Annotated in this window: 27 protein-coding genes; 18 read left to right on the forward strand and 9 right to left on the reverse strand. The window is 66.0% G+C overall.

The window, feature by feature from the left end; translation table 11 throughout:
* The first annotated feature begins 5 nt into the window (after window positions 1-5).
* From BV908_RS13670 to BV908_RS13695, 7 genes are all read left to right on the forward strand, one after another.
* Complete coding sequence (locus BV908_RS13670; protein WP_011805935.1) at window positions 6-815, forward strand: SURF1 family protein; 810 nt, start codon at window positions 6-8, stop codon at window positions 813-815.
* Window positions 812-2,152, forward strand: coding sequence for an ATP-binding protein (locus BV908_RS13675; protein WP_103738441.1), 1,341 nt, complete (start codon window positions 812-814; stop codon window positions 2,150-2,152). The genes BV908_RS13670 and BV908_RS13675 overlap by 4 nt, the downstream gene beginning before the upstream one ends.
* Window positions 2,142-2,675, forward strand: coding sequence for a response regulator transcription factor (locus BV908_RS13680; protein WP_011805937.1), 534 nt, complete (start codon window positions 2,142-2,144; stop codon window positions 2,673-2,675). Before BV908_RS13675 ends, BV908_RS13680 begins: the two co-directional genes overlap by 11 nt.
* A 126-nt stretch (window positions 2,676-2,801) precedes the next feature.
* Entirely contained in the window at window positions 2,802-3,215 is a 414-nt protein-coding gene (locus BV908_RS13685; protein ID WP_246867511.1) for a glutathione S-transferase family protein, read from the forward strand.
* Entirely contained in the window at window positions 3,212-3,430 is a 219-nt protein-coding gene (locus BV908_RS22780; protein WP_246867513.1) for a hypothetical protein, read from the forward strand. Before BV908_RS13685 ends, BV908_RS22780 begins: the two co-directional genes overlap by 4 nt.
* A 326-nt stretch (window positions 3,431-3,756) precedes the next feature.
* Window positions 3,757-5,133 (forward strand): tRNA 5-hydroxyuridine modification protein YegQ, encoded by a 1,377-nt coding sequence (yegQ, locus tag BV908_RS13690; RefSeq protein ID WP_047350439.1) that lies wholly within the window; start codon window positions 3,757-3,759, stop codon window positions 5,131-5,133.
* 148 nt (window positions 5,134-5,281) lie between these two features.
* Window positions 5,282-6,166: a plasmid replication/partition related protein gene (locus BV908_RS13695; RefSeq protein ID WP_103738442.1), complete on the forward strand. Its 885-nt coding sequence runs from the start codon at window positions 5,282-5,284 to the stop codon at window positions 6,164-6,166.
* 7 nt (window positions 6,167-6,173) lie between these two features.
* Here BV908_RS13695 and BV908_RS13700 read toward each other — a convergent pair whose 3' ends face one another.
* The gene (locus BV908_RS13700) at window positions 6,174-6,641 is read right to left on the reverse strand and encodes a hypothetical protein (protein WP_281631032.1); all 468 of its coding nucleotides are present in this window, start codon (window positions 6,639-6,641) and stop codon (window positions 6,174-6,176) included.
* A gap of 69 nt (window positions 6,642-6,710) precedes the next feature.
* On the opposite strand from BV908_RS13700, the gene BV908_RS13705 reads away from it, so the two are divergent.
* Window positions 6,711-7,526 (forward strand): helix-turn-helix domain-containing protein, encoded by an 816-nt coding sequence (locus BV908_RS13705; RefSeq protein ID WP_103738443.1) that lies wholly within the window; start codon window positions 6,711-6,713, stop codon window positions 7,524-7,526.
* Window positions 7,527-7,745: 219 nt separating this feature from the next.
* Here the strand turns inward: BV908_RS13705 and acnB are convergent, their stop codons facing one another.
* From acnB to BV908_RS13730, 5 genes are all read right to left on the reverse strand, one after another.
* Window positions 7,746-10,337, reverse strand: a complete 2,592-nt coding sequence (gene acnB, locus BV908_RS13710; RefSeq protein ID WP_103738444.1) for a bifunctional aconitate hydratase 2/2-methylisocitrate dehydratase — start codon at window positions 10,335-10,337, stop codon at window positions 7,746-7,748.
* A gap of 114 nt (window positions 10,338-10,451) precedes the next feature.
* Window positions 10,452-11,072 carry a hypothetical protein gene (locus BV908_RS13715; protein ID WP_103738445.1) on the reverse strand — a complete coding sequence of 207 codons (621 nt, stop codon included), beginning with the start codon at window positions 11,070-11,072 and terminating at the stop codon, window positions 10,452-10,454.
* A gap of 59 nt (window positions 11,073-11,131) precedes the next feature.
* Complete coding sequence (locus BV908_RS13720; RefSeq protein ID WP_011805945.1) at window positions 11,132-12,142, reverse strand: aldolase/citrate lyase family protein; 1,011 nt, start codon at window positions 12,140-12,142, stop codon at window positions 11,132-11,134.
* Window positions 12,139-12,915, reverse strand: a complete 777-nt coding sequence (tam, locus tag BV908_RS13725; protein ID WP_103738446.1) for a trans-aconitate 2-methyltransferase — start codon at window positions 12,913-12,915, stop codon at window positions 12,139-12,141. The genes BV908_RS13720 and tam overlap by 4 nt, the downstream gene beginning before the upstream one ends.
* A 12-nt stretch (window positions 12,916-12,927) precedes the next feature.
* Window positions 12,928-13,914, reverse strand: coding sequence for a malate dehydrogenase (locus tag BV908_RS13730; RefSeq protein ID WP_103738447.1), 987 nt, complete (start codon window positions 13,912-13,914; stop codon window positions 12,928-12,930).
* A 201-nt stretch (window positions 13,915-14,115) separates the two neighbouring features.
* Here BV908_RS13730 and BV908_RS13735 point away from each other — a divergent pair, with 201 nt between their 5' ends.
* The 10 genes from BV908_RS13735 (at window position 14,116) to fghA (ending at window position 22,802) form a co-directional block, all read left to right on the forward strand.
* Window positions 14,116-14,904: a GntR family transcriptional regulator gene (locus BV908_RS13735; protein WP_041836340.1), complete on the forward strand. Its 789-nt coding sequence runs from the start codon at window positions 14,116-14,118 to the stop codon at window positions 14,902-14,904.
* A 139-nt stretch (window positions 14,905-15,043) separates the two neighbouring features.
* Entirely contained in the window at window positions 15,044-15,478 is a 435-nt protein-coding gene (sdhC, locus tag BV908_RS13740) for a succinate dehydrogenase, cytochrome b556 subunit (RefSeq protein WP_011805949.1), read from the forward strand.
* 43 nt (window positions 15,479-15,521) lie between these two features.
* Window positions 15,522-15,887, forward strand: a complete 366-nt coding sequence (gene sdhD / locus BV908_RS13745; RefSeq protein WP_011805950.1) for a succinate dehydrogenase, hydrophobic membrane anchor protein — start codon at window positions 15,522-15,524, stop codon at window positions 15,885-15,887.
* A 22-nt stretch (window positions 15,888-15,909) separates the two neighbouring features.
* Window positions 15,910-17,715, forward strand: coding sequence for a succinate dehydrogenase flavoprotein subunit (gene sdhA / locus BV908_RS13750; RefSeq protein ID WP_011805951.1), 1,806 nt, complete (start codon window positions 15,910-15,912; stop codon window positions 17,713-17,715).
* Window positions 17,716-17,745: 30 nt separating this feature from the next.
* Complete coding sequence (locus tag BV908_RS13755) at window positions 17,746-18,450, forward strand: succinate dehydrogenase iron-sulfur subunit (protein ID WP_011805952.1); 705 nt, start codon at window positions 17,746-17,748, stop codon at window positions 18,448-18,450.
* A gap of 5 nt (window positions 18,451-18,455) precedes the next feature.
* The gene (locus BV908_RS13760) at window positions 18,456-18,728 is read left to right on the forward strand and encodes a succinate dehydrogenase assembly factor 2 (protein WP_047350435.1); all 273 of its coding nucleotides are present in this window, start codon (window positions 18,456-18,458) and stop codon (window positions 18,726-18,728) included.
* A 42-nt stretch (window positions 18,729-18,770) separates the two neighbouring features.
* Window positions 18,771-20,081: a citrate synthase gene (locus BV908_RS13765; RefSeq protein ID WP_011805954.1), complete on the forward strand. Its 1,311-nt coding sequence runs from the start codon at window positions 18,771-18,773 to the stop codon at window positions 20,079-20,081.
* Window positions 20,082-20,394: 313 nt separating this feature from the next.
* Complete coding sequence (locus tag BV908_RS13770) at window positions 20,395-20,661, forward strand: metal/formaldehyde-sensitive transcriptional repressor (RefSeq protein WP_015913705.1); 267 nt, start codon at window positions 20,395-20,397, stop codon at window positions 20,659-20,661.
* Window positions 20,662-20,695: 34 nt separating this feature from the next.
* Window positions 20,696-21,811, forward strand: coding sequence for an S-(hydroxymethyl)glutathione dehydrogenase/class III alcohol dehydrogenase (locus BV908_RS13775; protein WP_103738448.1), 1,116 nt, complete (start codon window positions 20,696-20,698; stop codon window positions 21,809-21,811).
* Between the two features lie 106 nt (window positions 21,812-21,917).
* On the forward strand, window positions 21,918-22,802 hold the full coding sequence (fghA, locus tag BV908_RS13780; protein WP_103738449.1) for an S-formylglutathione hydrolase: 885 nt from the start codon (window positions 21,918-21,920) through the stop codon (window positions 22,800-22,802).
* Window positions 22,803-22,992: 190 nt separating this feature from the next.
* Here fghA and BV908_RS13785 read toward each other — a convergent pair whose 3' ends face one another.
* From BV908_RS13785 to BV908_RS13795, 3 genes are all read right to left on the reverse strand, one after another.
* Window positions 22,993-23,292 (reverse strand): putative quinol monooxygenase, encoded by a 300-nt coding sequence (locus tag BV908_RS13785; RefSeq protein WP_103738450.1) that lies wholly within the window; start codon window positions 23,290-23,292, stop codon window positions 22,993-22,995.
* 56 nt (window positions 23,293-23,348) lie between these two features.
* Entirely contained in the window at window positions 23,349-24,506 is a 1,158-nt protein-coding gene (locus tag BV908_RS13790; RefSeq protein ID WP_103738451.1) for a PA0069 family radical SAM protein, read from the reverse strand.
* Window positions 24,507-24,570: 64 nt separating this feature from the next.
* Complete coding sequence (locus BV908_RS13795) at window positions 24,571-25,572, reverse strand: IS1595-like element ISCsp2 family transposase (protein WP_011805635.1); 1,002 nt, start codon at window positions 25,570-25,572, stop codon at window positions 24,571-24,573.
* Window positions 25,573-25,613 lie beyond the last annotated feature (41 nt).

Below are 25,613 nucleotides of genomic sequence, written 5' to 3' on the forward strand. Positions count from 1 at the left end.
CGACCATGCACGCCCCGGAGCCGCAGCGCACCCGCGCGCACTCCAACCTGACGATGGCGGTGCTCGCTCTGGCGGGCATCGCCTTGTTCGTTGTGTTCTGTGCCCTCGGCTGGTGGCAGGTGGAGCGGCGCACCTGGAAGCTGGCCCTGATGGAACGCGTAGAGCAGCGTCTGCATGCCGCGCCCGTGCCGCTGCCCGCGCGCGCGCAGTGGCCTGGCGTGGATGCGGCTGGCTTTGAATACCAGCCTGTGCAGGCTGAGGGTCGCTGGCTGGCCAGCAAAACCGTATTGACCCAGGCCACCACGGCGCTCGGCGCGGGTTTCTGGGTCATGACCCCGCTGCAGCTGGACGGCGGCGGCCAGGTGCTCGTCAACCGCGGCTTCATCCCCCAGGCGCAGCGCGCCCAGTGGGCCGCTGGCGGCCCCGGCATGCAGGAAGGCGAAACCGTACAGCTGCAGGGCCTGTTGCGCATGAGCGAGCCCGGAGGCGGCTTCCTGCGCCGCAACGACCCCGGGGCGCAGCGCTGGCATTCGCGCGACGTGGCGGCCATCGCCCAGGCCCAGGGCCTGGACGCCGCGGCCCCGTTTTTCATCGACGCGGGCATTCCCGACGCGAACGCCCCAGCGCCGATGGATGCCGAGACTTCCACCACCGCCGGTCCCTGGCCCCGCCCGGGACTGACGGTGGTTCGCTTCCACAACAGCCACCTGGTGTATGCCATCACCTGGTTCGGGCTGGCCGCCATGGTGGCGGCAGCGGCTGCGTATGTGGCACGCTACGAGCTTCGCCTGCGTGCCACCTTGCGCTCCCGATGACCGCATCCGCAAACTCCGCCCCCTCTTCCCCGCCCGCCCTGAAGGCGCGCTCGGCCGATGCCGCGGCCGGGCTGAAAAACCTGCACCAGCTCATCCAGTTGCGCTGGATCGCCGTGGTGGGCCAGGTGTTCACCATCGAGGTGGCGCACTACGTGCTGCAGCTTCCCCTGCCCCTGCGCGAGATGCTCATGGTCGTGGGTTGCCTGGTGCTCTACAACGCGGTGAGCTTCGTGCGCTGGCGCACCGGCCGCGGCGTGCGCAATGTGGAGCTGTTTCTGGCGCTGCTGGTGGACGTGGCCGTGCTCACCGTGCAGCTGTATCTGAGCGGGGGCATCCGCAACCCATTCGTCTTCTTGTACCTGCTGCAAGTGGCGCTGGGCGCGGCGCTGCTGCGCAGCGCCTACATCTGGACCATGGTGCTCGTCACCGCGGCCTGCTTTGCGCTGCTGGCGCATTACAGCGTGCCATTGCAACTGGCGCCCGACTTCGCGCGCGGGCTGGGCAGTCCCTACGTGCTGGGCCTGCTGGTGTGCTTCATGCTCAACGCGGCGCTGGTGGTGATCTTCATCAGCCGCATCGGCCAGAACCTGCGCCAGCGGGACGCGCGTCTGGCCGCCATACGCCAACGCGCCGCCGAGGAAGAGCACGTGGTGCGCATGGGTCTGCTGGCTTCAGGCGCTGCCCATGAGCTGGGCACGCCGCTGGCCACCATGGCGGTGATCCTGGGGGACTGGAAGCGTGATCCTGCATTGGCCGCCAACCCCGCGCTGCAGGAAGACGTGGCCGAGATGCAGGCACAGGTGCAGCGCTGTAAGACCATCGTCAGCGGCATCCTGATGTCCGCCGGCGAGACGCGCGGCGAGGCATCGGCGCAGACCACCGTGTGCCAGTTCCTGGACACGCTCGCCAGCGAGTGGCAGGCCACGCGCTCGGTTGACGAATTCACCTATGACAACCGCTTCGGCCAGGACACCCCCATGGTGTCCGATGTCACGCTGCAGCAAATGGTTTTCAATGTGTTGGACAATGCCCGCGACGCATCGCCCCACCGGGTCGGCCTGGTGGCCGAGCGTGATCAAGACCTACTGCGCATTACCGTCACAGACAATGGCCCCGGCTTCGCGCCGGCCATGCTGTCGCAGTTCGGCAAGCCCTACCAGTCCAGCAAGGGCCGCCCCGGCGGCGGGTTGGGCCTGTTCCTGGCAATGAACGTGGCGCGCACCCTGGGGGGCACCGTGCAGGCACGCAACCTTCCGGGCGGCGGCGCCCAGGTCACGATCACGCTGCCGCTGGCCGCGATTGCGTTGCAGGAGACACCCACGCACCATGGACGCTGAACGCTTGCTGCTCATTGTGGAAGACGACGAGGCCTTCGCGCGCACGCTGGCCCGTTCGTTCGAGCGGCGCGGCTACCGCGTGCTGCACGCCGACAGCCTGGCACAGGCCGAAGCACTGCTGGCCGGGCACACGCCCGACTATGCCGTCGTGGACCTCAAGCTCAAGGGCGAGGCCACAGGCCTGGCCTGCGTACGGGCGCTGCACGCGGCCAACCCGGACATGCTCATCGTCGTGCTCACGGGCTACGCCAGCATTGCCACCGCCGTCGAGGCCGTGAAGCTGGGTGCCTGCCACTACCTGGCCAAGCCATCGAACACTGACGATATCGAGGCCGCCTTCGGCCTTACCGAAGGCAATGCCGACGTGGAACTGACCAACCGCGCCAGCTCCATCAAGACGCTGGAGTGGGAGCGCATCCACGAAGTGCTGGCCGAGACGGGCTTCAACATCTCCGAAGCCGCACGGCGGCTAGGAATGCACCGCCGCACGCTCACGCGCAAGCTGGACAAGCGGCGGGTTTAGCGCCTTGGGCGCGCATGGGCTGTCATCGGCCTGAGCCTGCCTTTACGAAGGGCGGCTGATGGGGAGGCTGTCGCCGTATACATTCAGGATCCTCTAACCGCGTTGTTTGAGATGGAAGACCTGCCCATGATCCTCGTCGGCCAATATGACAGCCCCGTCACGCGCCGTGTCGCCATCGCGCTGCATCACTACGGCATCCCCTTCACCCGCGATACGCGATCCATCTTTGGCGATGCGGCAGCAATCGGTAGGATCAGCCCGCTGACCCGCATCCCGGCCCTCGTCCTCGACGATGGCGAAGTGCTGATCGACAGCGCATCCATCCTGGATCATCTCGATGAGCAGGCAGGCGACGCGGCGCTGATCCCCCGCTCCGGCCCCCAACGCCGGCGCGTTCTCCAGATGACGGCACTGGCGCAAGGCACCCTCGAAAAGGTCGCGGCTGTGGTGTACGAGAGGCACTTTCACCCCCCGAACACCGCAGCGCCGTCTGGCTGGATCGCTGCCTTGGCCAGGCACGCGCTGGTCTCGACGAACTGACCAAACGCCTTGCCACACCGTATGCCTGCGGGGCGGCACTCACCCATGCCGATGCGATGATCACCACGCTGATCTGGTACATGCGGAACCGGATGGATGAAGTGCTGTCACCGTCCGCCCACGCCGCGCTGATCTCACTGGCCGAACACTGTGAAGCGCTGCCCGCCTTCCGTGCCGCCGCCCCGAGCGATCTCGAGGCGATGCCACGAAGCTAGGGCCTGTTGGCACGGAATGTGAACAGGCCCTCGTCTTGGATATACCTGTTCATGGCTCCAATATCCAAGGGAAAGCCGGGCGCACGCGGCGTTGAGCAAAGGTTCGTCGCGTCGGATTCGCGTCCGGCACAAGCCGCTGGGGGCCCAACTCCGCCACCGGCGAGCAGTCCGCTCTCGCTCCAGCCTCTCGACCCTACGTCACACACCCCTCCTAATCCTCCCAGCTGCCACCGCCGACAACGCAAAGCAACCGCCCCAAAGACCCCAACCCGGTCATTACCCACGCGCCCCACCCTCACCCCGCACATCAGCGAAAATTGCAGGCTATGACCCTCAAAGCCCCCGAACTGCTGCTGCCCGCCGGCTCGCTCGACAAGATGCGTGCGGCGTACGACTTCGGCGCCGACGCCATCTACGCCGGCCAGCCGCGCTACAGCCTGCGTGCGCGCAACAACGAGTTCCGCCTGGAGCAGATCGCCCAGGGCATCCAGGAGGCGCACGCGCGGGGCAAGAAGTTCTTCGTCACCAGCAACCTGATCGCGCACAACGACAAGGTGCGCACCTACCTGCGCGACATCGAGCCCGTCATCGAGTGCAAGCCCGACGCCTTCATCATGGCCGACCCCGGCCTGATCATGATGGTCAAGGAAAAGTGGCCCGAGACCGAGATCCACCTCTCGGTGCAGGCCAACACCACCAACTACGCCACGGTGAAGTTCTGGCAGAAAGCCGGCGTGTCGCGCATCATCCTCTCGCGCGAGCTGAGCCTGGACGAGATCGAGAAGATCCGCCAGGAATGCCCTGACATGGAGATCGAGGTCTTCGTGCACGGCGCGCTGTGCATTGCCTACTCGGGCCGCTGCCTGCTCAGCGGCTACTTCAACCGGCGCGACCCCAACCAGGGCACCTGCACCAACGCCTGCCGCTGGGAATACAAGACCCACGACGCGGCGGTGGACCCCAACACCGGCGAAGCGCTGGCCACGTCCATGGAGCAGGGTTTCAACTTCGAACAGGCGCGCGAGGAAGCCGACAGCCAGTTCACCAGCACCTGCGGCAGCGGCCAGCGCCACCCCAAGGCCGACCAGGTCTACCTGATCGAAGAGATCGGCCGCCCCGGCGAACTGATGCCCATCATGGAGGATGAGCACGGCACCTACATCATGAACTCCAAGGACCTGCGCGCCGTGGAGCATGTGGAGCGCCTGGTGAAGATCGGCGTGGATTCGCTCAAGATCGAGGGCCGTACCAAGAGCCTGTACTACGTGGCGCGTACCGCCCAGGTGTACCGCCGCGCGATCGACGACGCGGTGGCGGGCCGCCCGTTCAACCCGCACCTGATCACCGAGCTGGAAGGCCTGGCCAACCGCGGCTACACCGGCGGCCTGCTGGAGCGCCGCCCGGCCAACGACTACCAGAACTACGAGACCGGCAACAGCGTGCTGCAGCGCGCGCACTTCGTCGGCCAGGTGCGCGGCTACGCCGACGGCATGGCCGAGGTCGAGACCATGAACCGCTTCGCCGTGGGCGACACGCTGGAGGTGATCCACCCCAGCGGCAACCGCACGGTGCAGCTCACGCAGATGTTCAACCTGGACGGCGAAAGCGTGCAGGTGGCGCCGGGCAATCCGCTGCGTGTGCGCATTCCGATCGACGGCCCGGTGGACGGCGCGCTCATCGCGCGGCTGCTACAGCCTTCCTGAAACCATAGCTGGCAGCGCCCGTCCACAGGGCGTTTCAGGTAGATTTGATACCGAAACACCCAGCCATCAAGCGCGAGCAGCTCCTCTTTTTACAAAGGCCCCGGCGGGGCCTTTGCCCATTTCTTGCCCCGCCCCATACCCAGAACCCATGAATCCTGAAGACATCGTCGTCCTGCCCGAACTCAAGGCCTACATCGACCCGCTCACGCCCGAAGAGCACGACGCGCTGGAGCGCAGCATCCTCGCAGAGGGTTGCCGCGACGCGCTCGTGCTATGGGGCAACATCCTCGTGGACGGCCACAACCGCTTCGGCATCTGCCACAAGCACGGCCTGCCCTTCCAGACGGTGCAGAACACCCGCTTTCAGAACATGGAGGACGTGCACCTGTGGATGATCGACCAGCACCTGGGGCGGCGCAGCGTATCGGAGTTCCAGCGCGGCGTGCTGGCACTGCGCAAGCGCGAGATCATTGCCGAGCGCCGCGCCGCGGCCGCCGCCGCCGTGGTGGCTGCCAAGGCCGAGGCCGCCCAGGCACCCGAGCAGGCCCCCTGGGAGGGTGACACCGACCCGGTCGTCGCCCAGGCACTGGCCAGCGTGCCCAAGGTGCCCGAAGACGCGCTGGACACGCGCGAGGCCCTGGCCCGCGCCGCCCGCCTGACGGCCGCCCAGGTCAAGGCCATCGAGACCATCCACCAGAACGCAGCGCCGGAAGTGGTGGCCGCCGTCAAGTCGGGCGAACTATCCTTGAACGCCGCAGCCGTGGTGGCCACCCTGCCGGTGGACGAGCAAAAGAGCGCCGCGGCCGGCGGTGCGCAGGAACTCAAGCAGGCCGCCAAGCGCGTGCGCGATGGCAAGAAGAAACCAAAGCCCGATGCCGCCGCAACGGAGGCCGACGGCACCGCCGGGCCGGAATCGACGGCCGCCCCCGACGCCGCAAAGCTGCAGCAGCGGGTGGCGGAACTGGAGGCCGAAAACGAGCGCCTGCGCCAACAGGTCAAGGCCCTGCAAGACCTGCTGGCCGAGCAGGGCTGAGCACCCGTCAGGAGACCGCCGCGCGCACGCCCTGCACCGCCACGCGTGCGCGGCGCAGCGCCATCCACTGCAGTTCCGCCAGGGCCAGCACGGCCACCGCCTGCACGGCCACATAGGCCTGGCCCCAGCCGCCGGTCACCCACGTCGTGCCCCACAGCACCACTGCGCTGGCCAGCACCCACAGGAAATTGCCCGCCACCAGCAGCGCCAGCGCGCCGCCGGCTGCCTCGCGCCGCAGGGCCAGCGACCCGGCCAGCAGCACGAAAGGCAGCAGCAGCCAGCCGCTGGCCAACAGCAACCGGGGCGACATGCCCAGCCATTCAGCCAGCGGCGCTGCCGCCGCCAGGTGCAGCGCCGCCATGCCGGCGCCTGCGGCGGCATCGGCCCAGAGCACGCGGCGCAGGCCGCCGGGGGACGTGAAAGCATCGATGAAGGCCATGGTGTGATCTCCTGAGGGGTTGAACATGGCCTGCATCGTCGGCACGCGGCGGCTCCACGTCCATGACCTGGCAGGTCATGCCCACGCCGCGCGGCCGGCCCTACCATGCAGGCCATGCACCACGCTCCCGCCCTATCGACACCCGCACCTTTTGGAGAACGCCTGCGCCACTGGCGCCAGCGCCGGCGCTTGAGCCAACTGGACCTGGCACACGCAGCCGAGGTGTCTACGCGCCACCTGAGCTGCGTGGAAACGGGCCGCGCCAGCCCCAGCCGCGACATGGTGCTGCGCCTGGCCCATCGCCTGGACGTGCCCCTGCGCGAGCGCAACGCGCTGCTGGTGGCCGCGGGCTATGCCCCGATGTACCGCGAACGCCCGCTCGATGCGCCCGAGATGGCCGATGCGCGCGCGGCGGTGCAGCGCATCCTGGACTGCCACGAACCCTGGCCGGCGCTGGCGATGGACCGGCACTGGAACCTGCTCATGGCCAACCGCATCGTGCCCCTGCTGCTGTCCGGCGTGGACGCCGAGCTGCTGCAGCCGCCCGTGAACGTGCTGCGCCTCAGCCTGCACCCGGGAGGCCTGGCACCGCGCATCGCCAACCTGGCGCAATGGCGCGCGCACCTGCTGGAGCGGTTGCGCCAGCAGATCCACGAGAGCAACGACCCGGTGCTGGCCGCCCTGCTGCAGGAACTGCAGGCCTACCCTTTGCCGCCTGCCAGCCCACCGATGCCGGGCGAGCACCTGGACGTGCTCATGCCGTTCGAGTTCCGCACGCCGGCCGGCACGCTCCAGCTGGTGAGCACCACCACGGTGTTCGGCTCGCCCGTCGACGTGACGCTGCAGGAGCTGGCGCTGGAAACGTTCTTCCCCGCCGACGACGCCAGCGCCGCCGCACTGCGCGCGCTGGCCGCGGCCTGAACGGCACCGTCTCCCGGGTCGTGACCACGGTCTCGGCGTGCGACATCCCCCGACGCGCGGCACACGCGGCGCGAGCATTTAAGTGAAAATGGCCGCTAACGCAGCACCAGCAAGCGCCAGCAGCTATTAATTAATGAGCAAAAGAAAACCCCCGCCAGGCATGCGCCCTGCGGGGGTTGACGGGAGGGGCCGCGCCGCGGCCCGGGCCTCAGCCGGCGATCAGGCCGTCACGCCCTTGGCGACCTCTGCATATTCCTCGATCTGGTCGAAGTTCATGTAGCGGTACACGCTGGCCTTGTCGGCATCGATCACGCCCATTTCCTGGAGGTATTCCTCCTTCGTGGGCAGCTTGCCCAGGCGCGAGGCGATGGCGGCCAGCTCGGCCGAGCCCAGGAACACGTTGGTGTTCTTGCCCAGGCGGTTGGGGAAGTTGCGGGTGGAGGTAGAGATCACCGTCGCACCTTCACGCACTTGGGCCTGGTTGCCCATGCACAGCGAGCAGCCGGGCATTTCGGTACGCGCACCAGCCGTGCCGAAGGCGGCGTAGTGGCCTTCCTTGATCAGCTCGCTCTGGTCCATCTTGGTGGGCGGTGCCACCCACAGCTTGACCGGAATGTCGCGCTGGCCGCCCAGCAGCTTGGCTGCGGCGCGGAAGTGACCGATGTTGGTCATGCACGAGCCGATGAAGGCTTCGTCGATCTTGGTGCCAGCCACTTCGGACAGAAACTTGGCGTCGTCCGGATCGTTCGGGCAGCAAACGATCGGCTCCTTGATGTCGGCCAGATCGATCTCGATCACGGCGGCGTACTCGGCGTCCTTGTCGGCTTCGAGCAGATTCGGGTTGGCCAGCCAGGCTTCGACCTTCTCGATGCGGCGCTGCAGCGTCTTCGCGTCCTGGTAGCCATCGGCGATCATGTTCTTCATAAGCACGACGTTGGAGCGCAGGTACTCAGCGATCGGCTCGGGGTTGAGCTTGATCGTGCAGCCGGCGGCGGAACGCTCGGCCGAGGCGTCGGACAGCTCGAAGGCTTGCTCCACCTTCAGGTCCGGCAGGCCCTCGATTTCGAGGATCTTGCCCGAGAAGATGTTCTTCTTGCCGGCCTTGGCCACGGTCAGCAGGCCCGCCTTGATGGCGTACAGCGGGATCGCGTGCACCAGGTCGCGCAGCGTCACGCCGGGCTGCATCTCACCCTTGAAGCGCACCAGCACCGACTCGGGCATGTCCAGCGGCATCACGCCGGTGGCAGCGCCGAAAGCCACGAGGCCGGAGCCTGCGGGGAAGGAGATGCCGATGGGGAAGCGGGTGTGCGAGTCACCGCCGGTGCCCACTGTGTCGGGCAGCAGCAGGCGGTTGAGCCAGCTGTGGATCACGCCGTCGCCGGGGCGCAGGGACACGCCGCCGCGGCTGCTGATGAAGGCTGGTAGTTCGCGGTGGGTCTTCACGTCCACCGGCTTGGGATAAGCGGCTGTGTGGCAGAACGATTGCATCACCAAATCGGCAGAGAAGCCGAGGCAAGCCAGGTCTTTCAGCTCGTCGCGGGTCATCGGGCCGGTGGTGTCTTGCGAACCTACAGTGGTCATGCGGGGCTCGCAGTAGGTGCCGGGGCGCACGCCCTGACCTTCGGGCAAACCCACTGCACGGCCGACCATCTTTTGCGCCAGCGTAAAGCCCGCGTTGGTGGCTGCTGGGGCTGCGGGCAGACGGAACACAGTCGATGCAGGCAGACCCAAGAATTCTCGGGCCTTGGCAGTCAACGAGCGGCCAATGATCAGGTTGATACGGCCACCAGCGCGCACTTCGTCAAACAGCACGTCGCTCTTGAGTTGGAACTCAGCGACGGTTTCGCCGTTCTTGATGATCTTGCCGTCATAGGGCAGCACGTCGATGACGTCGCCCATTTCCAGCTTGGACACGTCCACTTCGATGGGCAGCGAACCCGAGTCTTCTTGGGTGTTAAAGAAGATAGGTGCGATCTTGCCACCCAGCGTCACACCACCAAAGCGCTTGTTAGGCACGAATGGGATGTCTTGGCCAGTGGCCCAAACGATGGAGTTAGTTGCCGACTTGCGCGACGAGCCCGTACCGACCACGTCACCCACATAAGCCACAAGATGCCCCTTTTTCTTCAGGTCTTCGATGAACTGGATGGGGCCGCGTTTGCCGTCTTCTTCGGGCTTGAAGGCCGCGTCAGGACGGGTGTTCTTGAGCATCGCCAGATAGTGCAGCGGGATGTCTGGACGGCTCCAGGCATCGGGTGCGGGCGACAGGTCGTCGGTGTTGGTTTCGCCGGGCACCTTGAACACGGTGACGGTGATTTTCTTCTCGACCTCGGGGCGGCTGGTGAACCACTCGGCATTGGCCCAGCTCTGCATGACCTCCTGGGCCTTGGCGTTGCCGGCCTTGGCCTTGGCGGCCACGTCGTTGAAGAAGTCGAACATCAGCAGCGTCTTCTTCAGCGCTTCGGCAGCCACGGAAGCGACTTCGGCGTCGTCCAGCAGCTCGATCAGAGGGTGCACGTTGTAGCCACCCACCATGGTGCCCAACAGCTCGGTGGCCTTGGCCTTGGAAATCAGGCCGACCGTGATGTCGCCATGGGCGACGGCCGCGAGGAAGGACGCCTTGACCTTGGCTGCGTCGTCCACCCCCGGCGGCACGCGGTGGGTCAGCAGGTCCACCAGGAAAGCCTCCTCGCCAGCGGGCGGGTTCTTGATCAGCTCGATCAGTTCGGCCGTCTGCTTGGCATCAAGCGGCAGCGGCGGGATGCCCAATGCAGCGCGCTCGGCCACATGGTCGCGGTAGGCTTTCAACATGTCTTCTTTCTCCGGGATAGTCTAGGTTTTCAAAGTGGGGCGACAACCGGCCGGCCACACTGGCGCACACGGCAGGCGTGCACTGCGTGGCCCCGCCGGCAGGCGGCTCTAGGTTTACTTGGCGGCCGGGTTGTCCAGCAGGCTTTGCGGCGGGTTCTTCTTGATGGCCTCGGCCACCACCACCTGCTGCGGGCTCATGCATTCGTCAGCCATGCGCTGGCCCAGCTTCTGGTTCATGAGCATGGATTTGTTGGCGATCTGCACCCACACGGCACCCGCGCGCTGGTCTTCCAGGCGCACCGCGCCGGTGGTGGTGGCCACCGGGGCCATGTGGTACTTGAAGCCCTTGCCTTCCACATGGAAGCGCCCGGGCGACTGCGTATCGGCCTCGATGCTCACGAACGCGCCCAGTTCGCACGCCATGCGGCCCGTGTACACGCGCTCGGCGATCTGCAGTTCTTCGGGAGTGAGCGCCGCCTCGGCCGCGGCCAGGCCCGACGCCACCTGCACGGCACCGCTGTGCAGGCGCGTGCGGCTGCTGGTGGGCGACGCCTTGGCAACGGTGTCGCTCTTCTTCTCGGCCTTGGGCTTGGTCGCCTTGGCGGTGGTGCTCTTCGCCGCAGGCTTGGCGCTGCTCTTCTTGGCCTCGGCGGGGGCGGCGGGCTTGGTCGCCGTCTGCGCCGTGGTGAGGGCGGGCGCCAACAGTATCAATGCGGAAGCGATGAGGGTCTTCATGGTGACTCCTGCGGGGAAAGAATGAATGGAAGGCAGATGGGGCGACAAGAATACCCGTATCAGGTGAACGTGGTCTCAGCCTTGGCAAACCAGCCCTGCGCCTCGGCGGGCAGCATGCGGCCGGTCTGGTGTGCACGCTCGAGCACCTGCCAGAAATAGCGGTAGCTTGCGCGGTCGTGCAGTACGCCCTCCTCGCTGATGGGAGCCCAGTCAGCCTGGATGGCGGCAGAAATGATGCGGCTGGCCCGCGCGATTTCCGCACCTTCCGGTGCGAAAGCCGCCAGGATGGGCCGGATCTGCGCGGGGTGGATGCTCCACATGCGCGTGTAGCCGAACTGGCGCGCAGCCCTGCCGGCCGCGGCCTGCATGGCGTCGGGATCGCTGAATTCAGTGACTACGCAGTGCGATGGCACCTTGCCATTGGCATGGCAGGCGGCGGAGATCTCCAGCTTGGCACGCACGACGAGCGGATGCTCGAACTGCCCGGTGGACGTCATGCCCGAGGCGGGAATCGCACCGCCATGGGCGGAAACGAAGTCCATCAGGCCGAAGCTCAGGCTCTGGATGCGCGGGTGCGCGGCGATCTCGAAGGCCCGGTGCACGGCAGCGGGGGACTCGATAAGGGCGTGCAGCGGCAGATGGCTGGCGCCTGCGGCCTCCAGCGCTCGCTCGGCCGCGAGCACGTCGTCCACGGTTTCCACCTTGGGCAGCATGATGTGGCACAGGTGCTGCCCCGCCTCACCGGCGATGATGGCCATGTCCTGCGCGAAGGCGGGGTGGTCGACCGTGTGCACACGTGCCGCCACGCGCGCGCCGGCTCCGGCTTCGCGCGCCAGGCGTGCCACCAGCATGGCGTGCTCGCGCTCTTGCCCCACGGGCGCGCCGTCCTCGCAGTCGAGCGTCACGTCAAACACGCAATGGCCAAACTCGGCAAGCAGCTCCTGCTGCAGTTGCAGGCTCTTGCGCATGCGCACTTCCACGCCGCTGTAGTGGTCGCACACGGGAATCGCATGGGCGCCCGCCTGAGCGCCCAGCAGGACTTCAGCGGGATGGGCAGCGGACGAGGTCATGGGGCACGCTGGGCAACGATGAACAAACGGGGAAACGCGAACAGCCGATGGCCGTCCGCGCGCTCGGTATAGGCCTCGCCAATGCGCTGCGTGTAGGCTTGCAGATACGCATCCCGCAACACGGCGGAGAGAGGATCAAGGAAGGGTTTCAGGCCTGTGGACTCCAGCCACTCGACGATGGCCTGGACCGAAGGCATGACATGGCGGTACGCGGTGTGCCAGATATCGACCCGGCAGGCCATGGGCGCGAGAAGGTCGTAATAAGCCTCCACCGACAACAGCGCCGCGCGCTGGTCCGCGGCATGCGCCAGCTGATCACGCCACGCAGACTGGCTCGCCAACTCGCGCATGAGCTGGTGCGACGGCTGGTCCAGGTTGTCGGGCATTTGCACCGCCAGGACACCACCGGGTGCCAGGCAGCGCATCAGCCGGGCGAACAGCCCGGCATGCCCCGCCACCCACTGCAGGGATGCGTTGGCAAAAATCAAATCGGGCGCCACGGTGGGCGCCCAGTCGGCAATGTCGGCCTGCACGAAGGGCACACCGGGCAGACGCTTGCGCGCACTGACCAGCATCGCTTCGGAGTTGTCCAGGCCGATGAGTTGCGACTGCGGGAACCGCTCCAGCAGCAATTGCGTGGAATTGCCATTCCCGCAGCCCAAGTCCACGATGTGGCGGGGTGCGGGATGGGAGACCCGCGCCAGCAACTCGACAGCCGGGCGCGTGCGCTCGCTCTCGAAGCGCTGGTAGAGCGCGGGATCCCAGTCGTGCATGGAGATGCGCGATTACAGCAGGTGCTTGACGCCGTCCTGCTCGCCTTGCAGCTCGGCCAGGGTCTTGTCGATGCACTCTTGCGAGAAGGCGTCGATGGCCAGGCCTTCGACGATCTTGTACTCGCCGTTCTCGGTGGTGACGGGGAAGCCGAACACGATACCGGCGGGAATGCCGTATTCGCCGTTGGAGGGCACACCCATCGTCACCCACTCGCCCTTGGAGCCCAGGGCCCAGTCGCGCATGTGGTCAATGGCGGCGTTGGCGGCAGACGCAGCCGAGGACAGGCCACGAGCGGCGATGATGGCTGCGCCGCGCTTGCCGACGGTGGGCAGGAACACATCCTTGTACCAGGCAGGGTCGTTGATGGCGTCCTTCACGGACTTGCCGTCCACCGTGGCGAAACGGTAGTCGGCGTACATCGTGGGCGAATGGTTGCCCCACACCGTTAGCTTCTTGATGTCGCCCACCTTGAAGCCACCCTTGGCCGCCAGTTGGGAAGCTGCACGGTTGTGATCCAGGCGCAGCATGGCCGTGAAGTTCTTGGCCGGCAGGTCGGGGGCCGACTTCATGGCGATGTAGGCGTTGGTATTGGCGGGGTTGCCCACCACCAGCACCTTCACGTTGCGCGAGGCCACGGCGTTCAGGGCCTTGCCCTGGGCCGTGAAGATCTGGGCATTGGCAGCCAGCAGGTCGGCACGCTCCATGCCGGGGCCGCGCGGACGGGCGCCGACCAGCAGGGCGTAGTCGGTATCCTTGAAGGCGGTCATGGGGTCCGAGTGGGCTTCGATGCCGGCCAACAGCGGGAACGCGCAGTCCTCCAATTCCATGATCACGCCCTTGAGCGCGTTCTGGGCCTTCTCGTCGGGAATTTCCAGCAGTTGCAGGATGACGGGCTGGTCCTTGCCCAGCATTTCGCCGGAAGCGATGCGGAACAGCAGCGCGTAACCGATTTGGCCTGCAGCGCCGGTCACGGCGACACGAACGGGTTTCTTGCTCATGCGAAAACTCCAGAAAGAGGTGTGAGGGAGGTGGTGTTGGTGCAAGGTCGCACCAGCGCCAGTCATCAGCAGCCCGTGCCCCGCAGAACAGCCCAGGAGTTTACCGCCGATTACTGCGCAGGGTCAATTTGTCTTATGTCTTATATAAGATATGATCGCCCTCAATTCAGCGGCATGCTCCGCCCCCCGGCACAGCCCACCATGTCCTCCTCGCCCCCTCCGACCTCAGAAGGCACGCCCCCAGGCGCGGGTGCGGGGGCATCGACTCCCGCATTCAGCCCCCTGTACCAGCAGATCAAGGGGCTCATCCTGCACAGCCTGCAGCATGGTGAATGGAAGCCCGGTGAAGCCATCCCCAGCGAAATGGAACTGGCTGCGCGCTTTCGCGTGAGCCAGGGCACGGTGCGCAAGGCCATCGACGAGCTGGCAGCCGAAAACCTCGTGATGCGCCGCCAGGGCAAAGGCACCTTCGTGGCCACCCACGCAGAGCGGCAGGTGCAGTACCGCTTCCTGAAACTGCTGCCTGACACGGGAGACGCCCGCGTGGAAGGCCCGGCGCAGCGCACCATCCTGGAGTGCCGGCGCATGCGCGCCAGTGCGGAGATCGCACGCACGCTGGCGCTGCGGACCGGAGATGTGGTGGTGCAGGTCAAGCGCATCCTGTCGTTTGTGGGCGTGCCCACCATCCTGGAGGACATCTGGCTGCCCGGCCAGGCGTTCAAAGGCCTGACCGCCGAGCAGATGGCCGGCTACCAGGGCCCCACCTATGCCATGTTCGAGCTGGACTTCGGCGTGCGCATGGTGCGCGCCGAGGAGAAGCTGCGCGCCGTGCTGCCGGACGCCGCCCAGGCCGAAGGGCTGGGCGTCCCCCCCGGCACCCCGCTGCTCAGCGTGGAGCGGCTTGCTTACACATATAACGATGTTCCCATGGAGTTACGTCGAGGCCTGTACCGGACCGATACCCACCATTACCACAACGAACTGAGCTGATCCACCGCAGCCCGCATGCAAACGCCCGCGGGGAGAATACGCAGTCTCCGCAGCCCCCTGGTGTTGCATTGCAATAGAATTTTGGGTTGTCTGCCTTCAGCGCGATTACAACGCAGTTACATCCACGAAAGCACCCGCCATGACAGAGCTCGCCAAGAAACGGCCCGAATACCGCAACATCAACATCTTCAACGACGTGAGGACCTACCGCCTGCCGGCCGCGGGCTGGGTCTCCATCCTGCATCGCGCGAGCGGCATGATCATGTTCCTGCTGCTGCCCTTCGTGCTGTGGATGTTCGACACCTCGGTGTCCTCGGAGATTTCGTTCGGCCGCTTCACCTCCGCGTTCACCGCGGGCCTGGGTTTCGTGCCGGGCTGGTTCGTCAAGCTGGTGGCGCTGGCCCTGATCTGGGCCTACCTGCACCACTTCATCGCCGGCCTGCGCCACCTGTGGATGGACGTGAGCCACGAGGCCGTCAGCAAGGAGTTCGGCAAGAGCTCCGCCATCGTGACGCTGGTGCTGAGCATCGGCCTCACGCTGGTGCTGGGCGCCAAGCTGTTCGGCCTGTACTGATCCCGCGCGGATCGCTCTCCCCACCCACGATAAGGAACTCCCCATGTCCGTGAATTACGGCTCCAAGCGCACCGTGGTCGGTGCCCACTACGGCATCCGCGACTGGCTGGCCCAGCGCGTGACCGCCGCCCTCATGGCCCTGTTCACCATCGCACTGCTGGCGCAGGTGATCTTCAGCAAGGGCCCCATCGGCTACGACCGCTGGGCCGGCATTTTCTCGACCCAGTGGATGAAGGTGCTCACGTTCTCCGTCATCGTGGCCCTGGTCTGGCACGTCTGGGTCGGCGTGCGCGACGTGTGGATGGACTACGTGAAGTCCGCCGGGCTGCGCCTGCTGCTGCAGGTCTTCACCATCGTCTGGCTGGTGGCCTGCGCCGGCTGGGGCTTCCAGACTCTGTGGCGTCTCTGATTCCCGCGATTGAAAGAAAACAATGAGCTACACCAAAGCCAACATCACCAAGCGCAAGTTCGACGTGGTCATCGTGGGGGCCGGCGGCTCCGGCATGCGCGCCTCGCTGGAACTGTCCCGCGCAGGCCTGAACGTGGCCTGCCTGTCCAAGGTCTTCCCCACCCGCTCGCACACCGTGGCAGCGCAAGGCGGAGTGTCCGCATCGCTGGGCAACATGAGCGAAGACAACTGGCACTACCATTTCTACGACACCATCAAGGGCGGCGACTGGCTGTCCGACCAGGACGCCGTCGAGTTCATGTGCCGCGAAGCACCCAAGGTGGTGATCGAGCTCGAACACTTCGGCATGCCGTTCGACCGCAACCCCGACGGCACCATCTACCAGCGCCCCTTTGGCGGCCACACGGCCAACTACGGTGAGAAGCCCGTGCAGCGCGCCTGCGCCGCGGCCGACCGTACCGGCCACGCCATGCTGCACACGCTGTACCAGAAGAACGTCGAATCCAAGACCAACTTCTTCGTGGAATGGATGGCGCTGGACCTGATCCGCGACGCTGAGGGCGACGTGGTCGGCGTAACCGCGCTGGAACTGGAAACCGGCGACCTGTACGAACTGCACGCCAAGGCCGTGCTGCTGGCCACAGGCGGCGCTGGCCGCATCTTTGCGGCATCGACCAACGCCTTCATCAACACCGGCGACGGCCTGGGCATGGCCGCACGCGCGGGCATCCCGCTGCAGGACCTGGAGTTCTGGCAGTTCCACCCCACCGGCGTGGCCGGCGCGGGCGTGCTGCTGACCGAAGGCTGCCGCGGCGAAGGCGCCATCCTGCTGAACAGCAATGGTGAGCGTTTCATGGAGCGTTACGCGCCCACCTTGAAGGACCTGGCACCGCGCGACTTCGTGTCCCGCTCGATGGACCAGGAGATCAAGGAAGGCCGTGGCTGCGGTCCCAACAAGGACTACATCCTGATGAAGCTCGACCACCTGGGCGCTGACACCATCCGCAAGCGCCTGCCGTCTGTGGAAGAGATCGGCCACAACTTCGCCAACGTGGACATCACCAAGGAACCGATCCCCGTCGTGCCCACCATCCACTACCAGATGGGCGGCATTCCGACCAATATCCACGGCCAGGTCGTCACCTGGGACGGCGAGAAGAACAACGTGGTCAATGGCCTGTACGCCGTCGGCGAATGCGCCGCGGTGTCGGTGCACGGCGCCAACCGCCTGGGCACGAACTCGCTGCTCGACCTGTTGGTGTTCGGCAAGTCGGCCGGCAAGCACATCGTGCAATTCGTTGGGGGCTACGGCGAGCACAAGGCCGTGCCGGCCGACGGCAGCGACCGCACCCTGGCGCGCCTGAACCAGTTGGAAGAATCCAAGGACGGCGTCTACGCCCAGGACCTGGCCAACGACATCCGCCAGACCATGCAGCAGCACGCCGGCGTGTTCCGTACGCAAAAGGGCATGGACGAAGGCGTGGTCAAGATCAACGCCATCCGCGAGCGCGTGGGCACCGTGACCCTGAAGGACAAGTCCAAGGTCTGGAACACAGCACGCATGGAAGCGCTGGAAGTGGACAACCTGATCGAGGTCGCCCAGGCCACGATGACCTCGGCCGCGGCCCGCCAGGAGTGCCGTGGCGCACACACCGTGGACGACTACGAGCACCCTGCCGACCATCCCGACTTCCCGTTGGGCCGCAATGACAAGGAGTGGCTCAAGCACACGCTGTGGCACAGCGCCAGCAACAGCCTGAGCTACAAGCCCGTGAACATGAAGCCCCTGACGGTGGACAGCATTCCTCCGAAGGTCCGCACGTTCTAAGACAGCCGCTGCCCACGAGAGAAACAACCCATGAAACGCACTTTCAAGATCTACCGCTACGACCCGGACAAGGACGCCAAGCCCTACATGCAGACCGTGGAGGTCGAGCTCGACGGCCACGAACGCATGCTGCTGGATGCATTGCTCAAGCTCAAGGCACAGGATCCCACGCTGTCGTTCCGCCGCTCCTGCCGCGAAGGCGTGTGCGGCTCCGACGCCATGAACATCAACGGCAAGAACGGCCTGGCCTGCCTGACGAACATGAAGACCCTCTCGGGCGACATCGTCTTGAAGCCCCTGCCCGGCCTGCCGGTGATCCGCGACCTGATCGTGGACATGACGCAGTTCTTCAAGCAGTACCACTCGATCAAGCCCTACCTGCAAAGCGACATCTACGCGTCGCCCACCAAGGAGCGTCTGCAGTCGCCCGAAGAGCGTGAAGAGCTCAACGGCCTGTACGAGTGCATTCTGTGCGCCAGCTGCTCCACGAGCTGCCCCTCGTTCTGGTGGAACCCCGACAAGTTCGTGGGTCCCGCCGGCCTGCTGCAGGCCTACCGCTTCATCGCGGACAGCCGCGACACGGCCACGGGCGAGCGCCTGGACAACCTGGAAGACCCCTACCGCCTGTTCCGCTGCCATACCATCATGAACTGCGTGGACGTGTGCCCCAAGCACCTGAACCCCACGCGCGCGATTGGCAAGATCAAGGAATTGATGGCACGCCGTGCCATCTGAGAACCATGGCTGACGAAGCGCTGCTGGACGAACGCGAAGTGGCCATCCTGCGGTGGCGCTGCCGCCGCGGGCTGGTGGAGAACGACCTGTTTCTCGAGCGGTTCTTCGCAACCCACGGCTCCTGCCTGACGATCCGTCAGGCGCGAGGACTCACGCTACTGATGGACTTGTCGGACAACGACCTGCTGGACCTGCTGCTGCGCCGCAAGGAACCCACGGGCGAAGTCGCTAAGGACGAAGTCAAGGAAGTGCTGGAGCAGTTGCGCAACCGCGCTTAAGCCCCAGCCCCGTGCAAGGCAAACTACAGAAGGAAACTGGAAATGAAACTGGCAGACAACAAAGCGACGCTATCGTTCAGCAACGGCAGCCCGAGCGTGGAACTCCCCGTGTACCAAGGCAGCATCGGCCCGGACGTGGTCGACATCCGCAAGCTGTACGCGCAAACGGGCATGTTCACCTATGACCCCGGTTTCCTTTCCACGGCCTCCTGCCAGTCGTCCATCACCTACATCGACGGCGACAAGGGCGAGCTGCTGTACCGCGGCTACCCCATCGAGCAGCTCGCCACCCAGTGCGACTACCTCGAAACCTGCTACCTGCTGCTGAATGGCGAGCTGCCCAACGCCGCGCAGAAGGCCACGTTCAACGACCGCGTGACCAAGCACACGATGGTCAACGAGCAGATGCAGTTTTTCCTGCGCGGTTTCCGCCGCGACGCACACCCCATGGCCGTGCTGACCGGTCTGGTGGGCGCGCTGTCGGCCTTCTACCACGACAGCACGGACATCAATAACCCCGAGCACCGCGAGATCTCCGCCATTCGCCTGATCGCCAAGATGCCCACGCTGGTGGCCATGGCGTACAAGTACGGCAAGGGCGAGCCCTACATGTACCCCCGCAACGACCTCTCGTACGCAGGCAACTTCCTGCGCATGATGTTCGGCACGCCCTGCGAGGACTACAAGGTCAACCCCGTGATCGAACGCGCGATGGACCGCATCTTCATCCTGCACGCCGACCACGAGCAGAACGCCTCCACCTCCACGGTGCGCCTGTGCGGCTCCTCGGGCACCAACCCGTTCGCCGCCATCGCTGCCGGCGTGGCATGCCTGTGGGGCCCTGCCCACGGCGGCGCCAACGAGGCCTGCCTGAACATGCTGGAAGAAATCCAGGCCATGGGCGGCGTGTCCAAGGTGGGCGAGTTCATGGAGAAGGTCAAGGACAAGTCCTCCGGCGTGAAGCTGATGGGCTTTGGCCACCGCGTGTACAAGAACTACGACCCCCGCGCCAAGCTCATGCAGGAAACCTGCAACGAAGTGCTGGCCGAACTGGGCCTGGAAAAGGACCCGCTGTTCGCCCTGGCCAAGCAGCTGGAGAAGATCGCGCTGGAGGACGACTACTTCGTGCAGCGCAAGCTCTACCCGAACGTGGACTTCTACTCCGGCATCGTGCAGCGCGCGATCGGCATCCCGGTCAACCTGTTCACCGGCATCTTCGCGCTGGCCCGTACGGTGGGCTGGATCGCCCAACTCAACGAGATGATCGGCGACCCCGAGTACAAGATCGGCCGCCCCCGCCAGCTGTTCGTGGGCGCCGAGCGCCGCGACGTTCCAGCCCTCAACAAGCGCTGATCAAGCAGCGCCGCCTGCCGCGAAGGCAGGCGTGCCCCGCCCCCAGCCCGCACGCACCTGTTGCCTGCGGGCTTTTTTGCGTCCGGGCCTTTTTGCTGCGCACAACGGGAAGCGTGCTGCAGCCGCGGTCAACCGCTACGCCGCCAATGCCCGCGCGACACGCCGATCGGGCGCATCCACCTATACCCCCTCCCAGTAATAGGCATTTATTACCCGCCAGCGCTTTATCCTAAAGCGCCATCGATTTATACTTCCCCCTAGTACAAGACACATAGCAACACGTCCCGGCACAACGCCCGCCCATCCAACCGCCATGCCCCATACCGCCGAAGACAAGCAACGCGCCATCACACGCCTGCGCCGCATCCGCGGCCAGGCCGAGGCGCTGGAGCGCGCCGTCCAGGCGGGCAGCGACTGCGCACCCATCCTGCAGCAGCTGGCCGCCCTGCGCGGCGCCGTGCATGGGCTGATGGCCGACATGCTGGACAGCCATGTGCGCGAAACCCTGGCGCAAGAGCCCGCCCCCTCGCCCGAGGCCGTGGACGAGACGCTGGCCCTGCTGCGCTCGTACCTGAAGTAACGTCCCCCACCCTTTCACCACAAGGAGCCCTCCCATGAAATCCCGTGCCGCCGTCGCCTTCAAAGCTGGTGAACCTCTGCAGATCGTCGAACTCGACGTGGCCCCGCCCCGCAAGGGCGAAGTACTGGTCAAGATCACCCACACCGGCGTATGCCACACCGATGCCTTCACGCTCAGCGGCGACGACCCCGAGGGCATCTTCCCCGCCGTGCTGGGCCATGAGGGCGCGGGCGTCGTGGTGGAGGTGGGCGAAGGCGTCACCAGCGTCAAGCCGGGCGACCATGTGATTCCGCTGTACACCGCCGAATGCGGCGAATGCCTGTTCTGCAAGAGCGGCAAGACCAACCTGTGCGTGGCCGTGCGCGCCACGCAGGGCAAGGGCGTAATGCCCGACGGCACCACGCGCTTCTCGTACAACGGCCAGCCCGTGTACCACTACATGGGCTGCTCCACGTTCAGCGAATACACCGTGGTGGCCGAGGTGTCGCTGGCCAAGGTTCACCCCGATGCCAACCCCGAGCAGGTCTGCCTGCTGGGCTGCGGCGTGACCACCGGGCTGGGCGCGGTCAAGAACACCGCCAAGGTGCAGCCGGGCGACAGCGTGGCCGTGTTCGGCCTGGGCGGCATCGGCCTGGCGGTGATCCAGGGCGCCCGACTGGCCGGCGCGGGCCGCATCATCGCCATCGACACCAACCCGAGCAAGTTCGACCTGGCACGCACCTTTGGAGCCACCGACTGCGTGAACCCCAAGGACTTCGACAAGCCCATCCAGCAGGTGATCGTGGAGATGACTGGCTGGGGTGTGGACCACAGCTTCGAGTGCATTGGCAACGTCAACGTGATGCGTGCGGCGCTGGAATGCGCACACCGCGGCTGGGGTCAGAGCGTGATCATCGGCGTGGCCGGTGCGGGACAAGAGATCTCCACCCGTCCCTTCCAGCTCGTCACGGGCCGCAAGTGGCTGGGTACGGCCTTCGGCGGCGTCAAGGGCCGCAGCGAACTGCCCGGCATGGTGGAGGACGCCATGGCCGGCAAGATCGAGCTCGCCCCGTTCGTCACCCACACCATGGGCCTCACGGACATCAATCAGGCGTTCGACCTGATGCACGAGGGCAAGTCGATCCGCTCGGTGGTGAACTACGCTACATAAAAACAGGAGCGCTTGGCGCTTGATGCACAAGGGATTCCAGTATTTTTATTACTGAATCCCGCCCATACCAAGCGCCAGCAGCTACTTAAAAAGGAGCAACACGCCCATGTCCGACACCCTGGAACAACTCTCGGCCCACGCCTGCTTTGGCGGCGAGCAACGCTTTTACCGCCATGCTTCGCACGCAGTGGGTCTGCCGATGCGCTTCGCCGTCTACCTGCCGCCCCGTGCGCTGGCAGCCGAGAGTGCGGATAGAAAGGTCCCCGCGCTGCTCTACCTCGCGGGCCTGACCTGCACCGAGGAGACCTTCCCCATCAAGGCCGGCGCCCAGCGCCTGGCGGCAGAGCTGGGCCTGGCCCTCATCACCCCCGACACCAGCCCGCGCGGCGCGGGCGTGGCGGGCGAGGCCGACGCCTGGGACTTCGGCGTGGGCGCGGGCTTCTATTTGGACGCCACGCAAGCCCCCTGGTCCACGCACTGGCGCATGGAAAGCTACCTGCTGGAGGAACTGCTGCCGCTTGTCACCAACGCCCTGCCCATCGACGGTGCCCGGCTGGGCCTGTTTGGCCACAGCATGGGCGGCCATGGCGCGCTGACGCTGGCACTGCGCCACCCGGGGCGGTTCAAGAGCCTGTCGGCCTTCGCACCCATCTGCGCCCCCACGCGCTGCCCCTGGGGCGAGAAGGCGTTCACCGGCTACCTGGGCCCGGACCGCACCTCCTGGGGAGAGCACGACGCCACCGTGCTCATGGAGAACCAGCCCCTCGCGCCCTACCCCGGCGGCATCCTCATCGACCAGGGGCTGGACGACAAATTCCTGGCCGATCAATTGCACCCGCACCTGTTCGAGGCGGCCTGCAGCGCCATCGGCCAGCCGCTCACGCTGCGCCGCCACGCGGGCTATGACCACGGCTACTACTTCATCCAGAGCTTCATCGACGACCACCTGCGCCACCACGCGCAGCAGTTGGGCGCGCCTGAGGCAGTGTGAACGAACCGCCCGGCTCTCTCGTTCAGCCCCACCTGTCCGCGCGCCGTTGCGGATGCCCGCTACAGCCCGCACGAGGGGTGCGCCTTGCGCCGCGACTGGCCGCGATTGGCCGCGTTTCTGCCGCCCTTTCGCGGTGGCCCGAGCCGCCCGAGGTCATGCACCGTCTGACACCCGACGCCCGCCAAACCGCTCACACCGGGCGGGGCGCACCCACCGCGTAAGCGCGCAGGTCACGCCCGCCGATGCCCAGCGCCGGCCACAGAGCGCGCCACTGCGCGATGTGGGCACTGGCGAAGTGCCGGTCCAGGTCGTCCTGGCTGCGCCACAGCTCATGCACGTGGATCAGCCCGGCGTCCAGCACATCCTGCGCATACGCATATTCGACGCAGCCCGGTTCGGCCCGTGAGGCCTGCACCATCGCCCGCATGGCCGGCAGCGCGGCGGCCAGCCCGTCCGCCGGCAGGCGAATGGTTCCTACGATCAACAGCATTCGGCACCCCCCTCCCCACAGCAAAGCTCCCTTGCTAGCCGCGGCGCGCACCGCGCTCAGAACAGCACGCCCTGCCCGCGCGCCAGCGCCGGGCGGTACTGCGACAGGTCCAGTTCCGTGCGCTGGCGGTTCAGGCCCAGGCGCGCACAGGTCTTCTCGAAGCGCTGGCGCAGCAGGTCGGCCCACAGGCCCGAGCCCTTCATGCGCGTGGCGTGGCTGCTGTCGTAGCTTTTGCCCGCGATACGCGCAGTTGCGTCGATGCCGTGCAGATCCTGAATGCGCGCCAGCACGCGCTCGGCACGCTGCGGGTAGTGCAGTTGCAGCCACTCGCGCATCAGGGCATTGAGTTCCCACGGCAGGCGGATCACCGTGTAGAAGGCCGAGGTGGCGCCCGCGTCGCGCGCGGCGGCCAGCACCTGCTCCATATCCTCCGTGATGAAAGGAATCTGCGGCGCCACGCTCACGCCGACGGGTACGCCGGCTTCGGCCAGCGCGCGGATGGTGCGCAGCCGCCGGTGCGGCGCGGCCGCGCGCGGCTCCAGCACGCGGGCCAGGCGCGCATCCAGCGTGGTGATGGTCACGTAGGCCGCCGCCAGCCGGCTGTGCGCCAGCGGAGCCAGCAGGTCCAGGTCACGTTCCACGCCGCTGCTCTTGGTGATCAGCGAGAACGGGTGTCGCGCATCGCGCATCACCTCGATCAGCGCGCGCGTGAGGCGCAGCTCACGCTCCACCGGCTGGTAGCAGTCGGTGGCGGAGCCGATGTTGACCACCGAAGGCCGATGGCTGGCGCGCGCCAACTCGTCCCGCAGCACCTCGGCGATATTGCGCTTGGCGATGATGCGGGTCTCGAAGTCCAGCCCCGGCGACAGGTTGAGGTAGCTGTGCGTGGGCCGTGCGTAGCAGTACACACAGCCATGCTCGCAGCCGCGGTAAGGGTTCACCGACTGCTCGAAGAAAATGTCGGGCGAATCGTTGCCGCACAGCGCGCTGCGCGCGTCTTCCCAGATCACCTGCGTGTGCGGCGCGGCGGGCCCGGCACCTTCGTCGCCTGACACATCCCCCACGGGCCCGCCCCAGCCGTCGTCGAACGCCTCGCGCGCATCGCGCATGAAACGGTGGGCCATACGCGTGGCCGTACCCCGCCCCTTGAGCGGCTGCACGGGCGCCCATACGACAGGAGCCAGTGAGGGCGGGGGATCGTCTTCGGAATGCATTGAATGACTGTATAAATAAAAGGGGTATCCGCTTAGCTCCAGCAGCCCCATTGATACTGTGATTTCATCCAGCAATGGTATCCGATTGGCTCTCCCCGGTGTTCTTGCTCACGACATCCCCATACGTCACTGGCGGCGTAACCACCGCTTGCTGCAGCAAGCGGTAAAACAGCATCCCGCGTGAGCTGGATGTGCGCCGGTTGAAACGGAACACGAATTCATCGAGATAGGCGTCCAGGTGGTCTGGCTGTACAGAGCCATGATGTGTTCCCAGCACCCAGCGCTGTACCAGTGAGGCGACCCGGTGCACTCCCGCCATGGAGACATGGGCAGGTACGCCTGAGCCGAGCATGACGGTGCGCTGGTGGGTGTAACCCAGTTCTCCCAGAGCGCGGTATGCCGCCGAACCATCCGTGCGTACCTGGGCTCCAGGCTCGACCACCTCCTGCACAAAGGGGATTACGTGGGTGGCGGCGTCTCGGTCAATGCGGCGTAACCGGATGCGCCCAAACCCCTTGGGCTCCACGATCTCCACCGCCATGACCATCAACACTTTGGTGGTGCTGCTCTTGCGCCCTGCAGGGGTGGCGGGATTCTTGCGATCCGTGATGGACAGGTACGTTTCATCCACCTCCACAAGCCCCTTGAGCTTGTCCCGGCCCGGGCGGACCATGGCACGTCGAAACCGGTGCAGCATGGTCCAGGCGGTCTGGTAGCTCCCCAAACCCAATACGCGCTGCAGCCCCAGGGCGCTCACGCCTTGTTTCTGATTGGTCAGGTACCAAGCTGCAGCCAGCCAGACACGCAGCGGTGTGCGCGTCTTGTCAAAGATGGTTCCAGATGTCACTGTGCCTTGGTACTGGCATGAGCGGCACATCAGGCGGGTGCGGCTGGCGCGGTACACATCGCCAGCGTTGCCGCAACGCGGGCAGACGAAGCCTTGGGGCCACCGAAGCTTCTCCAGGAACGCCTGGCAAGCCTCTTCGGTGGCAAACCAGTCAAGAAATTCGTTCCAGGTGCGGGGGTAGTCCCCTCCAGGAGTTGGCGTTAGCATCTGGGTTTCCATCCAGCTATTCTCACGTCACTGGAGCTAAATAGATACCCCTT

The organism is Diaphorobacter sp. LR2014-1, assembly GCF_002916785.1.
Taxonomy (GTDB): domain Bacteria; phylum Pseudomonadota; class Gammaproteobacteria; order Burkholderiales; family Burkholderiaceae_C; genus Diaphorobacter; species Diaphorobacter nitroreducens.

Bases quoted from the DNA above. Each gene is read 5' to 3' on its own strand.
- BV908_RS13790 (WP_103738451.1), bottom strand. From the start codon at position 24,506: ATGCATTCCGAAGACGATCCCCCGCCCTCACTGGCTCCTGTCGTATGG.
- BV908_RS13775 (WP_103738448.1), top strand. From the start codon at position 20,696: ATGAAATCCCGTGCCGCCGTCGCCTTCAAAGCTGGTGAACCTCTGCAG.
- BV908_RS13785 (WP_103738450.1), bottom strand. From the start codon at position 23,292: ATGCTGTTGATCGTAGGAACCATTCGCCTGCCGGCGGACGGGCTGGCC.
- BV908_RS13735 (WP_041836340.1), top strand. From the start codon at position 14,116: ATGTCCTCCTCGCCCCCTCCGACCTCAGAAGGCACGCCCCCAGGCGCG.
- BV908_RS13795 (WP_011805635.1), bottom strand. From the start codon at position 25,572: ATGGAAACCCAGATGCTAACGCCAACTCCTGGAGGGGACTACCCCCGC.
- BV908_RS13700 (WP_281631032.1), bottom strand. From the start codon at position 6,641: ATGCAGGCCATGTTCAACCCCTCAGGAGATCACACCATGGCCTTCATC.
- tam (WP_103738446.1), bottom strand. From the start codon at position 12,915: ATGCACGACTGGGATCCCGCGCTCTACCAGCGCTTCGAGAGCGAGCGC.
- BV908_RS13695 (WP_103738442.1), top strand. From the start codon at position 5,282: ATGAATCCTGAAGACATCGTCGTCCTGCCCGAACTCAAGGCCTACATC.
- BV908_RS13730 (WP_103738447.1), bottom strand. From the start codon at position 13,914: ATGAGCAAGAAACCCGTTCGTGTCGCCGTGACCGGCGCTGCAGGCCAA.
- acnB (WP_103738444.1), bottom strand. From the start codon at position 10,337: ATGTTGAAAGCCTACCGCGACCATGTGGCCGAGCGCGCTGCATTGGGC.
- BV908_RS13765 (WP_011805954.1), top strand. From the start codon at position 18,771: ATGAAACTGGCAGACAACAAAGCGACGCTATCGTTCAGCAACGGCAGC.
- BV908_RS13675 (WP_103738441.1), top strand. From the start codon at position 812: ATGACCGCATCCGCAAACTCCGCCCCCTCTTCCCCGCCCGCCCTGAAG.
- BV908_RS13685 (WP_246867511.1), top strand. From the start codon at position 2,802: ATGATCCTCGTCGGCCAATATGACAGCCCCGTCACGCGCCGTGTCGCC.
- sdhA (WP_011805951.1), top strand. From the start codon at position 15,910: ATGAGCTACACCAAAGCCAACATCACCAAGCGCAAGTTCGACGTGGTC.
- BV908_RS13755 (WP_011805952.1), top strand. From the start codon at position 17,746: ATGAAACGCACTTTCAAGATCTACCGCTACGACCCGGACAAGGACGCC.
- BV908_RS13770 (WP_015913705.1), top strand. From the start codon at position 20,395: ATGCCCCATACCGCCGAAGACAAGCAACGCGCCATCACACGCCTGCGC.
- yegQ (WP_047350439.1), top strand. From the start codon at position 3,757: ATGACCCTCAAAGCCCCCGAACTGCTGCTGCCCGCCGGCTCGCTCGAC.
- fghA (WP_103738449.1), top strand. From the start codon at position 21,918: ATGTCCGACACCCTGGAACAACTCTCGGCCCACGCCTGCTTTGGCGGC.
- BV908_RS13720 (WP_011805945.1), bottom strand. From the start codon at position 12,142: ATGACCTCGTCCGCTGCCCATCCCGCTGAAGTCCTGCTGGGCGCTCAG.
- sdhD (WP_011805950.1), top strand. From the start codon at position 15,522: ATGTCCGTGAATTACGGCTCCAAGCGCACCGTGGTCGGTGCCCACTAC.
- sdhC (WP_011805949.1), top strand. From the start codon at position 15,044: ATGACAGAGCTCGCCAAGAAACGGCCCGAATACCGCAACATCAACATC.
- BV908_RS13705 (WP_103738443.1), top strand. From the start codon at position 6,711: ATGCAGGCCATGCACCACGCTCCCGCCCTATCGACACCCGCACCTTTT.
- BV908_RS13715 (WP_103738445.1), bottom strand. From the start codon at position 11,072: ATGAAGACCCTCATCGCTTCCGCATTGATACTGTTGGCGCCCGCCCTC.
- BV908_RS13760 (WP_047350435.1), top strand. From the start codon at position 18,456: ATGGCTGACGAAGCGCTGCTGGACGAACGCGAAGTGGCCATCCTGCGG.
- BV908_RS13680 (WP_011805937.1), top strand. From the start codon at position 2,142: ATGGACGCTGAACGCTTGCTGCTCATTGTGGAAGACGACGAGGCCTTC.
- BV908_RS13670 (WP_011805935.1), top strand. From the start codon at position 6: ATGCACGCCCCGGAGCCGCAGCGCACCCGCGCGCACTCCAACCTGACG.